We start from the raw sequence: 13451 nt of genomic DNA on the forward strand, positions 1-13451 counted from the left end.
GCACGGTTTCTGAAGGAGCGGTGGTGGTGGCTGGAGCGACTGAAGGAACAAGCATTTCACTCGGATTTAGACATAAAAAAAACGCTAAAAGCCTTGATAAATATAGGTTTTTAGCGTGAGTTATGGTATAATATGAGTACAGTAAAGTTTGTGACGGTGGCGCTTTTTTTGAAAGTGAGGTGGTGCATTATGAATGTACTATCGAAATCTGAAGAAAGGAGTAGCCTTTTGCAAGATGTGGATATAATCGGCATTTTGTTAGCAATAGCGCCTGTTTTATTAGCCTTCATTGGTTTAATCGAAGCATGTGTGAAACTAGCAGATACGATTATAAACACTCGTTCTTCTAAGCGTAAAAGCAAGAAGAAACGAAAAAAGAGTGCAAAAAAAATAACCGTCAACTTTAGCAGGGTTACGGTTATTTTTAACTAATTGATCCGCCGCCGTCTTAAACGGTGCTGTAGGGGAGTTGTTAGCGCAACTCCTCTTTACATAGTAATTATAGCAAGATTTCAGTGAAATATCAACCTTTTGCTATACAGACGTGCCTTGCACGTCTATTTTTTTTGCCCTCCTAAGTGGTGTAGGCGGCTGGAACGTGGAGGGCAAAAAAGATCGCTTTTCTTTCTTAAAAAAGGTCTAAGTACCACCATTGTTCCGTAATTTAACCATCCATTTTCTCGGTATTCTTAATCCATCAGGTACTTGAAATACCTTTCATGCGCATGAAGAAACTGAGTGAATAATGGAAAATGGTACAACAGAAAATAAAGGCACCTTTTTAGATCTTTTTTCAGGAATTGGAGGATTTCGGATGTGTTGGATATTGCGAGATCGATGGCCATGCCAGAAAAAGTTATCAATCAATTTTTGACACAAAACAGGAGGTAGAAATGTATACGTGGTAAACTAGTTTCTATTTAGGAATAGATAAGAAAAAATTTGGACAGAGATCGTTTCTAACCACTTTTTTAACGAATTAGTGGGATTTTTAAGCAATGCTGCGACGGTTGAGAATTTGCAATTTACCCAAAGTAAAAGCTGTAGGAATCTTTAAGGAGAACGAAGCAAAGGCATTCCTTTATGAAAAACATGCGCTAAAAGATGAAGAGGATATGATCTGTAAAAGCTTTTACAGATAGCGGTCATGAAGATTGGGTATTCGGAAATTATTTTGAATTTTAGATTGCAAAAGTAACGCTTGAATAATCACTGAAAGGACGGTCAAAACTAATTAGAGGATGAACAACAATGGAGAAATTATTTCTAAATAAATAAAACATTGCTAGGCTTAATTATATGATGGAAGAAATTAGGTTTTACGAATTTAAGGGTTCCTTATTGTCGCTGCTTAGTTTTTATCTTTTTCTGTGATGAAAGGATATTAAAATAACGTATTTCGCCGTTAGAAATCTTTTCTATGTTGATGAAGCTGGTTACCAGCTGGCTAAGAATGTGATTGTTATTAGATTGAAGTTATACTAATTGGGAAATTGGTGAAAATACAAATAACCTACCAATAAATCAATATATTTTACTTATTATTATAAATCTGAAATTCCTAGCATAAAAAAAGTTACTCAATTTTTAGAGTAACTTTTTTTATGCGCTATTTTATAAAAAGATTATAGTACCCTAAACAAAGAATTCCTATACCAACTATTGTAATACCATCTACAAACTGAGAGCCATATTTAAAATAAAAATAAGCTTGTAGAGACACAATCACTATTCCCATAATTAGAATAACTACTGAGAGAATATTAGTTATGTTGAGCTCTTTGTTAAATATTTTTAGCACCTAGATCACCTACTTCTTTTTTGTATCATTGTAGCCATTCCAAAATCCTAAAGCCGCAGCTCCAGCAAGTGTTGTTACACCAGCAGCAATTAAAGCCGCAGCTTTCCAACCGACAAATGTAATACCAGCAATTGTAATGATTAAACCACCATTAACATCATACAATTCGTCACTTTCAACAGTGACATAACGCTCATCTAAAAAATTTAGGTTATTCATACTATTCACTCGTCCTCTCTTATTTTACGTAAGCCCAACCTTTACCAAGAACATAACCAACTCCATAAGTTCCACCGATTATGGCGCTAATTAGGGCAACTCCACCAGCAATCGCTTTAGCGGTTAATACTAAAGTCACACCACCTAGAGTAATTATAATTCCACCATTGATGTCATACATATCCTCTAAAGTGACAGCTTGATACTGGTTTTCTAAAAATCCTAATTGACTCATTACATTTCCTCCTTTTTGGTATTTTTTTAGTTACAAGTTTATTGTATACTATAAATATTACCAAAAAGAAAAGGGTTGCAAATATGCAAAAATTAAAGGAGGAGTGTTTTGGAAGTTAATAATATTAATAAAATAGTTGATTCGTTGATTAAAAATAGAAACAGATCGATCACGAAAGCTTTACATGGCGTTATGTCTAAGTCTAATTATTATAGATTTGTTAATGGAGAAATTGATATTAGCCTATCAAAATTTCTGAAGTTAATAAAATACAATGATATCGCTTTGAAAGAAATTTCTTTCACTGCTAATAATTATACAGATGATAAGTTTATAAATCAATTAACTGCAATCATAAGTAGTTATAGAAGGAACGATATGAAATATCTGAAAAATTTTATCAGTAATAGTTCAAAACTAAAAGATATTTCATATAAACAAAAAAACATACTCTATCTAAGTGAAATTTACTTGGAATTATTAAAACATGGAAATTCAAATGAAAATAAATTGACTTATCTAACCTCATTCTTCTACGAGTTAGACGAGTTAGCCTATTTTGATATTGTTTTTTTAGCTAACACAATGAATATATATTCTCCAGAGTTTAATCATTATATGTTTAAAAAATTAATTGAGAAAAGTAATAGTTATTATAACTATGAAAAAAACGAGAATATTTTTATCCATATAATTATGGCAAGAATTGCTTATTTATTCGAAATTGGAGAAACGGACACTATAGGAAATTGTGTGAAAATATTGAATCAAATTAAAATTTCGAATAATCAAATTTATGAGAAATTATGCGTGAAATTTTTTAATGAAATTAATGATTTATCTCAAGGTATATCTAAAAATACAACAAAAGCAGAATACTATATTAGTATCTTAAAAGATTTAGAGGATCAAAGATATTTACTTTTAGAAGACATTTTAGACAATTTAACGGAAAGTAGAGGAGTACTTTTTGAAAAAGTATAAGTCGGTAAAGCAAAATGATTTAAAGGATTGTGGGGCAGCATGTATCTTAACTGTATTAAAACAGTATAAATCTGATGTAAGTTTATCTAGAATTAGAGAGACTATCGGTACAAGTAATACAGGTACCAATCTGTTAGGGATCGTAAAAGGTCTCGAAGAGTATAATTTTGAAGCAAAGGCCATTAAAGCTGATATGGAAATTTTTGAAGATGATAGTTTACCTTATCCAGCCATTGCCCATATCTTGAAGGATGGAATGCTTCTTCATTTTGTGGTTATTCATAAAGTTTATAAAGATAAAATTTTGATTTCAGACCCCGCAGAAGGCTTAAAGAAAATTTCAAAAGAAGAGTTTAAAGAAGTATGGACTAAATATATCATATTTACTGTTCCCACAGAACAATATATTCAAATAAAAGATAAAAAGAATTCGTTGGGAACATTTTTTAAACAAACATTGAAAGATAAAGGACTAATTGCTCAGATAGTTGTTGCAGCAACTATAATAACTATTCTAGGAATTATAGCCTCGTTTTATTTTCAGATATTGATAGATTCAATAATTCCTTCAGGATCTATTAAAACATTAGCATTAATTTCGCTAGGGGTCATAATTGTCCATGTATTTGAAGTGATTTTTAATTTTATAAAAACATATCTATTAGTTATCTTTGGAAATAGAATGAGTATCAGAATCATGCTAAGTTATTACAATCATGTATTAAAACTTCCATTTAACTTTTTTTCTACTAGAACATCTGGAGAAATAATCTCTAGGTTTTCTGATGCTAATAAAATAATTAATACTTTAGGATCTTCAATACTCACAATGATATTAGATGTAAATATGGTCATCGTCATTTCTTTAATCATGTTTTTCCAAAATAGTACTTTATTTGGCATAGCTTTGGTATCGATACCATTCTATACAATTATCATAACTTTTTTCTTGAAAAAATATGATAGTTATAACCATAAAGAAATGGAAGAAAATGCTTTACTAAATTCGTTTATAATCGAAAGCTTCAATGGAATAGAAACAATAAAGTCTTTACAAGGAGAAAAGGCAGCGAGTAAAAAAGTCGATAATTTATTTTTATCATATATTAATGCTTCGTTTAAAACAGTACAACTGGATACTACTCAGATGTTTTTCAAGCAACTTGTTCAATTAACAATGAATATTATTGTTTTATGGATAGGATCTCAATTTGTTATTAAAGGAGATTTAAGTGTAGGACAATTAATTACATTTAATATTTTACTTTCTTATTTCACAAATCCTTTGCTAAATATAATAAATCTACAACCTCAATTACAATCTGCCAAAGTAGCTTCTGATCGTTTATCTGAAATAATGGAGTTAAAGCAAGAAAAAAATCAAAATGAAGAAAGAATTAGTATTAAGAATATTTCTGGAAATATTCAAGTTAAAGGTTTAAATTTTCACTATCCAATGCAAAGAGAATGCTTATCTGATATTAACCTAGAGATATTACAAGGAGAAAAAATAGCAATTGTAGGGAGAAGTGGTTCGGGAAAATCAACGTTGGCTAAACTTCTTGTTGGTTATTACGATATAAGTGAAGGGGACATTCTATTTGATGGTTATTCAATAAAGAATATACAAAAAGAAGCTCTAAGAAAATCTTTAATTATGGTACCTCAAACAAACTTTTTGTTTAACGGGACCATATATGAAAATTTAACTTTTGGTTTGGAAGAAAATATTGAATTAAAAAATATTATTGAAGCATGTAAATTAGCCTGTATTCATGAAGAAATTGAAAATTTAACATTGGGATATGGGAGTTTAGTGGAGGAGAATGGTTCCAATTTTTCTGGTGGACAAAAACAGCGGCTAGCAATTGCACGTGCAATTTTAAGAAATCCTAAAATCCTTCTTTTAGACGAATCGACGAGTAATATTGACAGTTTTACTGAGAAATTGATATTTGATAACCTTTTTAAAATAAAAGATTTGACTTTGATTGCAATAGCCCATAAATTATCTTTAATCAAAAATGCAAACAAAATATTTGTGATAGAAGACAAAACTATTGTAGAAGAAGGCACACATGAAGCTTTAATAAATCATGGTGGTAAATATAAAAATATGTGGAAGATATTTAATTAAAATGAAAAAGTTGAGGTGGTCTCAATGAACGATATGAGTTATATAAAAACGAGTGCTGAATTGTTAGCCAAAAAACAAGGATCAACGAGTGCTTTTATTGTTTATCCATTTCTATTACTTCTTGTATCCATTGCTATATTCCTTTCTCTGGGGAAAAAAGAAACTTATATAGAAACGTACGGTGTTTTAGACATTCCAGATATAAGTACCCAAATAGTAAGTCCATCTAATACAGAAATTAAAAATATAAATGCAGAGAATGGCAATTTTATCAACAAAGGTGATGTTTTAATAGAATTCGATACTACTGCTTTAAAGACAGAAATAGATTCAATCTATAAAAAAATTGAAGAAAAAGAAGAAAAATTAGTGTATTTAAATGACTTTTTGGCTAGTATTAGTAAAAGCGAAGATAAATTAAAAGATAATAAGTTCGGATACCATAGTAAATTCAAAGAATATTTAAATAAAGTAGAAAGTTATTCTTTGGAAGATAGTATGAAGTATGATGAAATTAATCATTCAAATAATAAAGTGAGTACTATAGATGATAGTATAAGTATGAAGAATACCCAAATTAATGACTACAAAAACTTCATTAAATACATTGATGGAGAGTTTAATGCCTATGCTCCTACGGATCCTAAGCTTAAAGAATCATTGGTGAATTTCGAAGAAGAAGTCAAAAATAGTAATAATGATTCCCTGGAATCTGTAAAAAATTCACACAAGTCTGCTAGTTATTCATCTATAGACGCATTAAGTACGGAAATAGAAGCTTTATCAGAAGAAAAAAATCAGTTAAGTACATTGATAGAAACAGGATATAAGCAAATCGAACTAAACAAAATAAATTTTGAAAATGAAAAGAACAATATAATCTCTGAAGCTGAAATTGAGAATTCAAATGTCAAAACAGATTTAGAAAGTGAAAAACAAAATTTAGTTAACTATGAACATATGTTGAACAAAAATACGATAACTGCACCATCGGATGGGACATTTGAACTTTCAGAGAATATAAAAGTTGGTTCTGTTGTCCCTGAGGGTACAGAACTAGGGGAAATGATCAATACGGGTGATAATCTTAATGTTAACCTTAATATATCAATACCAAGTAGTGAGATAAGTAATATATATGAAGGTCAAAAAATACGATTTACAATTAATAGCACAAATGATAATAGAAAAAAGGTAATTCTTGGAGAGATCCAGAGTCTTTCTGTGCAACCAAAACAAACGGAAAACGGAAATTTTTATTGGGCGTATGCTACGATTAAAGGAAACCAAGATGAATTTTTACATGGACTTGAGGGAACTGTCTCTATAATAACTGGAGAAAATACGTATAAGGACATTATAATAAACAAACTATTTGGTTAGTCTTATTTCACTATTTTCATTAAAGAATAAATTTTTCAATAAGATCCAGTTAAGGTGCGGAATCAATTTTTTTGCTTTGTCATATTTTAACTAAAAGGGTCAGAAACTTGAAATTTTTTGATTCTAAAAAACGCTAAAAGCCTTGATAAATATAGGTTTTTAGCGTGAGTTATGGTATAATATGAGTACAGTAAAGTTTGTGACGGTGGCGCTTTTTTTGAAAGTGAGGTGGTGCATTATGAATGTACTATCGAAATCTGAAGAAAGGAGTAGCCTTTTGCAAGATGTGGATATAATCGGCATTTTGTTAGCCTTCATTGGTTTAATCGAAGCATGTGTGAAGCTAGCAGATACGATTATAAACACTCGTTCTTCTAAGCGTAAAAGCAAGAAGAAACGAAAAAAGAATGCAAAAAAATAACCGTCAACTTTAGCAGGATGCGGTTATTTCTTAACTAATAAAACTGCCACCGTCTTAAACGGTGCTGTAGGGGAGTTGTTAGCGCAACTCCTCTTTACATAGTAAGTATAGCAAGATTTCAGCGAAATATCAACCTTTTGCTCTACAGACGTGCCTTGCACGTCTATTTTTTTTGCCCTCCTAAGTGGTGGAGGCGGCTGGAACGTGGAGGGCAAAAAAAATCACTTTTCTTTCTTAAAAAAGGCCTAAGTACCACCATTGTTCCGAAATTTAACCATCCATTTTCTCGGTATTCTTAATCCATCAGGTACTTGAAATACCTCTCATGCGCATGAAGAAACTGAGTGAACAATGGAAAATGGGACAACAGAAAATAAAGGCACCTTTTTAGATCTTTTTTCAGGAATCGGAGGATTTCGTTTAGGGATGGAACAAGCTGGCTACCGATGTGTTGGGTATTGTGAGATCGATGGCCATGCCAGAAAAAGTTATCAATCAATTTTTGACACAAAACAGGAGGTAGAAATGCATGATATCACAAAACTTTCAGATGAATTTATTCGAGGAATCGGACGTGTGGACATTATCACGGGAGGCTTTCCGTGCCAAGCTTTCAGCCTTGCAGGAAAAAGAAAAGGTTTTTCAGATACTAGAGGAACTCTCTTTTTTGAGATTGCACGCTTCGCATCTATCTTGCGACCTAAGCTTTTATACCTTGAAAACGTCAAAGGACTCCTCAACCATGAACGAGGGGCTACGTTTGAGACGATCCTCCGAACCCTGGATGAATTGGGGTATGACGTGGAATGGCAACTGTTTAACAGCAAAGAGTTTGTCGCCCAAAACAGAGAGCGTGTATTTATTATCGGACATCTTAGAGGAGCAGGTACCAAAAAGATTTTTCCTCTCACAAGAGAAGAAGGATCAGCTGATCAAAAATCAGGAAGGATCCATTTAGCTGGAACGACACATGCAGCGAATGATTTAAGTCGATTTACACGAGAAAGAACGTACTATACGGACGGTCTGATGGGGACTTTGACCGCAACGGACTACAAAACACCGAAACAAATCGTTGTTGGCAACGTCAATCCAAGCGGTGGAGGAATGAATGGCCAAGTGTATGACGCTTCAGGACTTAGTCCTACGATCACCACAAACAAAGGAGAAGGAAATAAAATTGCGATCCCGATCCTAACGCCAGATAAAGCTACTATTCGTCAAAACGGCCGTAGAATGAAGGAAAATGAAGCGCCGATGTTTACCCTAACCACACAAGATCGCCACGGAATTATCGTGGCTAGGTCAATCGATGGTTCCTATCGATCAGCTGCAGCGATCCATTCTGTAGAAGGGTTATGCCCTACATTTACCACCATGAGTGGTGGCGGCCACGAACCCAAAATACTGGTGAAAGAAGCCACGAAAAAAGGCTATACTGTAGCACTACCAGGCGATAATATCAATTTCGCTTATCCTAAATCTACAAAACGTCGGGGACGTGTGGGAAATCAGCAAGCAAATACCGTCGTTACAGGTGATCAGCAAGCCGTAGTAACCGATGATTTTCAGATTCGGAAACTAACACCACTTGAATGTTGGCGACTGCAGTCGTTTCCTGATTGGGCCTTTTTGGCAGCGAAATTCGGTAATAGGCAGATCGCTGAAGAAATAATCAGTAACGGGCTTGATCACTATAACTGCAGATACGATCAAATAACTTCGGACAGCCAGCTGTACAAACAAGCTGGAAATTCGGTTACTGTATCAGTCATTTATTTTATAGCAAAACACTTCCAAATTGGTTAAAATCATCTTTTTTGACCATTAAAATCAAAAAAAAGCAATAATAGATTGTCACTATCGGTATACCGTGGTATAATAAATACAACGGTATACCGATATATTTAATTTTTAGAAAGGATCTATAACTATCTGAAGATCCGGTATACGGATAAAAAAGGGAGGGATCACTACTGCAAAATAAAAAAAGCACTTATTCTGAGTGGGTCAGAACAAGCGCAAGTAACAAAACCGTGCAGGGAATGCTACTACTCAAAATATACCATAATTGTGAGTAGTGGCAAGTTTTAATTGTCATACTCCTTTCAGGAGGAAAAAAGATGTACGCAGATAAAGATAAGATAGAATGGTTGCTTTTTGAAAGTGGAAAATCATTGTATGAAATTCAAAAAAAATCAGGAGTTGCCGCAACAACTGTTGCAGATCTTGCTCATAAAAGGTCTTCTATAGAAAGAATGCGATTTGATAATGCCGCCAAACTTACAAAACTTGCGGATCAATTAAAAGAAGAACCCACTGAATAATCAGAGCTTGATCTTGTAACTCCTTATCTCTAGGAGGAAAAATAATGAATGCCGTTTTAAATAAGAAAAAATGTACTGTGATATTTGATCAATATGAAGATAATAACAATGTAGCGATTCAACTGATTAAGAGAAGAAGAGGTCAGTCTGAAGAAGAGCTGGTTGCAACGGCTACGGTAAACACGAGTATCGGAATCAAACAAGATTTCGTCGCAATCAAAGGGTGGTCTGAAAATGCGGGCATTGAAGAGGTGCTGATAGCAGCTGGTGTCATTTGTGAGGAATCTGTAGGGGCAATTCCTTGTGGCATGACTGTTGCAAAAGTCTTTCCCCTTACAGAAGAAGCAAAGGAAGTCATGAAAAACAATCAGTAGAAAAGAATCGGTTCAAAGCTGCGGCGAGTGTGACTTACGCTCGCTGCGTCTTTTATCAAATCTACGATCGTTTCAATGAAGGAGAGCAAGTTATGGCTATTGCAAAAGGAAATACACGTCTTCCTGTAACGCTTAATGAAAAGAGGAAGTAGGGACTGAAGCACTTGAACACCAAGTACAAGAAAAGTGAATCGAAATTAATGTGTATCGCTTTAGATATGTTGCTTGAGCAAGAAAAAGCGGGATTTGAGATTCCTGCGCTTAGAAAGTGACTGCACTTTATTTTCTATTTCATTGAAGTGCTATCACTTTTCACTCATTACTTTTATCAGTGAAACCGTTATCCAATACGTGGTAAACTAAAATCAGACAAAAGGTGAGATCCAATGGATGAAAAAGCCAAAAAGAAAATGGCCAAAAATGCGATCGATATAAGGCTGCAGTTCTACTAATTCTATAAAAGAATAGTTTCAACTCTTAGGACGTGCATAGCACGTCTTTTTTTATTCAAATTTAATGAAATTGCTGATCGATCTATAAATTATAGTTTACAAAGAGACTAACAAAAAGAATAATCCGGCATACTTATGACATCAAATAAATATTGATCAATAAATTTGATAAAAAATTCAAAGGAGAGAAAAAAATGGCATTTCAATCAGAACGATGGGCAACAATTCAAGTTACAGCAGGAAATTTAGAAGGAGCTAGACAATATCAACAACTTTTTCTAGATAAAAAGTATGCGCCAAAAGCTGACTACAATGTATTGTTAAAACTATTCCAAAGTAAGGCAAAAGGCTGGATCCAAGGGGGCGTGATTACTGCTTTAGGGTATTTAAGTTTTCCAACAGGAGTTTTTGCTACAGTAGCAACTTTATGTACAAGCATGATCGATGTAATTGGTAAACAAGCTGCTGCAACGGAGTATGATCAATTAATTGCAGGACGTAAAGCAGTTGAAGAAGTTAAATCATATATCTCTAAAAACAATTATAAGATGGCTGAAGTGACTTTCAGACTACGAACTTATGAAAACCCCGCAACTGGTCATAGAGTATCATTTTTCTTGGGAAATTCAAAAAACATTAGTGCTGCTTACGAAATCAAACGAGTTCAGCTACAAAATGGTAAATGGTTAGAAAAATAAAAGCAAAAAGAGAATAGTCCCAGTTCAGAGGACTATTCTCTTTTTTATTTTCGACACTGTTTCGAAGAATGGGCATATAAATTATAATTTATATATTAATTATTTGTATTAAGGTTATTTTATCCTCTCTATATGAAGGAGGGGAAAATAATATGCATACAGAAATTAATCCATTCGGTTAAGAAAGTAAGGGGGAATCAAAAAATGGAAAATTTGGAGTGATCGCAGAACTAGTTGCAAATATAGGTTTTCCTATAGTGTTATCAATATTCTTTCTAACAGAATTAGACAAGGCTATTGAAAAACTTCAAGAATCAATCAATGAAATTCTGCGAATAATAAAGAAAGAAAAAGATTAACGGATAAATCCGTTAATCTTTATTCCATATAAAGGGGCTTATCACATGAACGATGCTATCGTAGGTAAAATACTTAAACAGATAAGAAAAGGTAAGAAACTGACGGTAAGGTACCTTACTGAAGACATAATCACTCCACAACATTATTATAAGGTTGAAAAAGGAGAAGCTTACCTGAGCAGCAATTTTCTATTACAAATTCTTAATCGCATGAACGTTTCTTATAAAGAATTTTCTATTTTAATTAACTCAGAAATAGAGCGGAAAAAAAAATATTTGATGAAAATATAATTGATCAAAAACCTGTTGATTTCGATTCTGACTTTTTCTTTCAACATTATTTAAAAAAAGACAATTTAAATGAAAAAGAAATAAATCTCCTTAAAAAATATTTGTTTGAGAAAGAAGAATTCTTTCACTATGAATTCTCCTTATTTAACAACTTTTTAACCTATTTTGATGATAAATTTATTTCCCTATTACTTCCAACTGTAGAGTGTTATTTAAACACTGTAAGTACGATATCAGAATACAAAATCGAAAAAATAATTTTTTATAATAATCTAGCTTTTAATTGTTTAGATAAGAACAGAAATTTATCTGAATTCAAAAAAATTTTCTCCGAGCTATCCCTACTAATTGAAGATAACTTCTTTGATATTCCTATTCTTCAATATTATAAGTATGAAATGCTATGTTCATATGTAAGGGGTAACATTAGCAAAGAGAAATTTTTGTTATTAAGCCAAATGAATAAAGAAGAGACGAAAGAATCTATAGGGAGGATAATAAATATAAATTTTTATAGCATTTAAAAGTAACAAAGCTTTATATTTATTTTTATGTGATGTATCATATATAAAAGCAAAAAATTATCAATAAGGAGATTCATGTATGAATTCAAACTTCAGTAAGTTACCCTACCATTTGAGAAAGTGGTATGCATGGCTATATATGGTACCACTAATTTTGATCTTGATAATTATAACCTTAACTGATTGGCTGAATGGTTATTCATTAGCAGCGTTGTTTTTAATACTATATGGTATAAGTTGTTCTTTTTCTACCAAAGCAACTGATGGTAGGAAACAATGGATTATAGTAGATACTATTATATATGTGTTTTTACTGGTTGTCTCTTTGGTACTTTACAAATAGAGAATCATCGGAAAAAGATAAGGAGACTATTATGTCAGAATTAAGTAAATCTGAATATCAAATTCTTCGCTATTTCTATGAATTCAACCAGACTTTAACTAAACATGAACTATTAGAAAGATTGCCGAAACTAAACGAAAATACGACTGCTGCTGTGATAAGAAAATTATTAAACAAAGGCTATTTGGAAGTAGGAGAGATTAAATTTTCTCAGAATGTGTTAGCACGTGCTTACAGACCTAGTATTCCTTTTATAGAATTTATAAAAGACGAATATGGGGAAGTGGTTTTGAAAAAATTAGTAAATCATGCAGTAAGCTCCTTAAAGACCACACAACAAACAGAATACTTTTCGAATCTTATAATTGAAAGAAAAAATATCATACAAAAGAATAGTTGAATTTTTAATATTTCGTTTGACTGTTCGGAGGATTAAAAAAGAGGGTCAGAAACTTAAAAGTTTTTGATCCTTTTTTAATTTCACTTAATTATATTTTTTATATTGATTTAGTTAAAGTTAGTCTTTTTAATCGATTAAATAAAAACCTAACAATGTTTATATAGTTAGGTTTTTATTGTACATGGTCTATATTTACAACAAAGGTCAATTTTGTTTTTTTCATGTAAATATATTTCACGTTGTCAAATTATACATTTCGTTTTGTAAAAATTGACAGGTATAAAATAAGATTTCTTGTTATATTGAATTCGAACTTTCATATAAAGATCAAATTGTTTTTTGTTTGAATTTTATTATAAAAATTTAATAGCTAATCAAAGAAAGGAAACAAAAATAAATGAGGAAAAATTTAAATATCAAATTGCTTATATTTATATCTATCATGATAACTATCCTACTTAACTGTTTAACAAAAGTTAATACAGTATACGCAGATTCTTCAG

Annotated in this window: 14 protein-coding genes and 2 pseudogenes; 14 read left to right on the forward strand and 2 right to left on the reverse strand. The window is 32.1% G+C overall.

Annotation, left to right across the window (positions count from 1 at the left end; translation table 11 throughout):
• The first annotated feature begins 189 nt into the window (after window positions 1-189).
• Both ECA1_RS12515 and ECA1_RS17875 read left to right on the forward strand, forming a co-directional pair.
• Window positions 190-432 (forward strand): hypothetical protein, encoded by a 243-nt coding sequence (locus ECA1_RS12515; RefSeq protein WP_060792637.1) that lies wholly within the window; start codon window positions 190-192, stop codon window positions 430-432.
• Window positions 433-745: 313 nt separating this feature from the next.
• Window positions 746-899 (forward strand): annotated as a pseudogene (locus tag ECA1_RS17875) (DNA (cytosine-5-)-methyltransferase); the annotation flags it as partial.
• Between the two features lie 911 nt (window positions 900-1810).
• On the opposite strand, the gene ECA1_RS12525 reads toward ECA1_RS17875, so the two are convergent.
• Window positions 1811-2020 (reverse strand): hypothetical protein, encoded by a 210-nt coding sequence (locus ECA1_RS12525; RefSeq protein ID WP_060792639.1) that lies wholly within the window; start codon window positions 2018-2020, stop codon window positions 1811-1813.
• Between the two features lie 19 nt (window positions 2021-2039).
• A complete protein-coding gene (locus tag ECA1_RS12530; RefSeq protein WP_060792640.1) occupies window positions 2040-2255 on the reverse strand; it encodes a hypothetical protein in 216 nt (71 codons plus the stop codon).
• Between the two features lie 108 nt (window positions 2256-2363).
• On the opposite strand from ECA1_RS12530, the gene ECA1_RS12535 reads away from it, so the two are divergent.
• From ECA1_RS12535 to ECA1_RS12590, 12 genes and pseudogenes are all read left to right on the forward strand, one after another.
• The gene (locus ECA1_RS12535; protein WP_060792641.1) at window positions 2364-3239 is read left to right on the forward strand and encodes an Rgg family transcriptional regulator; all 876 of its coding nucleotides are present in this window, start codon (window positions 2364-2366) and stop codon (window positions 3237-3239) included.
• Window positions 3226-5376 (forward strand): peptidase domain-containing ABC transporter, encoded by a 2151-nt coding sequence (locus tag ECA1_RS12540; RefSeq protein ID WP_060792642.1) that lies wholly within the window; start codon window positions 3226-3228, stop codon window positions 5374-5376. The genes ECA1_RS12535 and ECA1_RS12540 overlap by 14 nt, the downstream gene beginning before the upstream one ends.
• Window positions 5377-5400: 24 nt before the next feature.
• Window positions 5401-6759 (forward strand): HlyD family secretion protein, encoded by a 1359-nt coding sequence (locus ECA1_RS12545; RefSeq protein WP_060792643.1) that lies wholly within the window; start codon window positions 5401-5403, stop codon window positions 6757-6759.
• Window positions 6760-6997: 238 nt separating this feature from the next.
• A complete protein-coding gene (locus ECA1_RS12550) occupies window positions 6998-7180 on the forward strand; it encodes a hypothetical protein (protein ID WP_060792644.1) in 183 nt (60 codons plus the stop codon).
• A 351-nt stretch (window positions 7181-7531) separates the two neighbouring features.
• The gene (locus ECA1_RS12555; RefSeq protein ID WP_060792645.1) at window positions 7532-8989 is read left to right on the forward strand and encodes a DNA cytosine methyltransferase; all 1458 of its coding nucleotides are present in this window, start codon (window positions 7532-7534) and stop codon (window positions 8987-8989) included.
• A 314-nt stretch (window positions 8990-9303) separates the two neighbouring features.
• On the forward strand, window positions 9304-9507 hold the full coding sequence (locus tag ECA1_RS12560; RefSeq protein ID WP_060792646.1) for a hypothetical protein: 204 nt from the start codon (window positions 9304-9306) through the stop codon (window positions 9505-9507).
• A gap of 44 nt (window positions 9508-9551) precedes the next feature.
• Window positions 9552-9881, forward strand: a complete 330-nt coding sequence (locus ECA1_RS12565; RefSeq protein ID WP_060792647.1) for a hypothetical protein — start codon at window positions 9552-9554, stop codon at window positions 9879-9881.
• A gap of 92 nt (window positions 9882-9973) precedes the next feature.
• Window positions 9974-10153, forward strand: a pseudogene (locus tag ECA1_RS17880) (hypothetical protein).
• A gap of 374 nt (window positions 10154-10527) precedes the next feature.
• Window positions 10528-11031, forward strand: a complete 504-nt coding sequence (locus ECA1_RS12570; protein ID WP_060792648.1) for a hypothetical protein — start codon at window positions 10528-10530, stop codon at window positions 11029-11031.
• 218 nt (window positions 11032-11249) lie between these two features.
• Complete coding sequence (locus ECA1_RS17235) at window positions 11250-11390, forward strand: YvrJ family protein (protein ID WP_071859302.1); 141 nt, start codon at window positions 11250-11252, stop codon at window positions 11388-11390.
• A 45-nt stretch (window positions 11391-11435) separates the two neighbouring features.
• A complete protein-coding gene (locus ECA1_RS12575) occupies window positions 11436-11681 on the forward strand; it encodes a helix-turn-helix domain-containing protein (protein ID WP_060792649.1) in 246 nt (81 codons plus the stop codon).
• 898 nt (window positions 11682-12579) lie between these two features.
• On the forward strand, window positions 12580-12948 hold the full coding sequence (locus tag ECA1_RS12590) for a BlaI/MecI/CopY family transcriptional regulator (protein ID WP_060792652.1): 369 nt from the start codon (window positions 12580-12582) through the stop codon (window positions 12946-12948).
• The last annotated feature ends 503 nt before the right edge of the window (window positions 12949-13451 follow it).

The sequence above is a fragment of the Enterococcus casseliflavus NBRC 100478 genome (genome assembly GCF_001544095.1).
GTDB lineage: Bacteria > Bacillota > Bacilli > Lactobacillales > Enterococcaceae > Enterococcus_D > Enterococcus_D casseliflavus.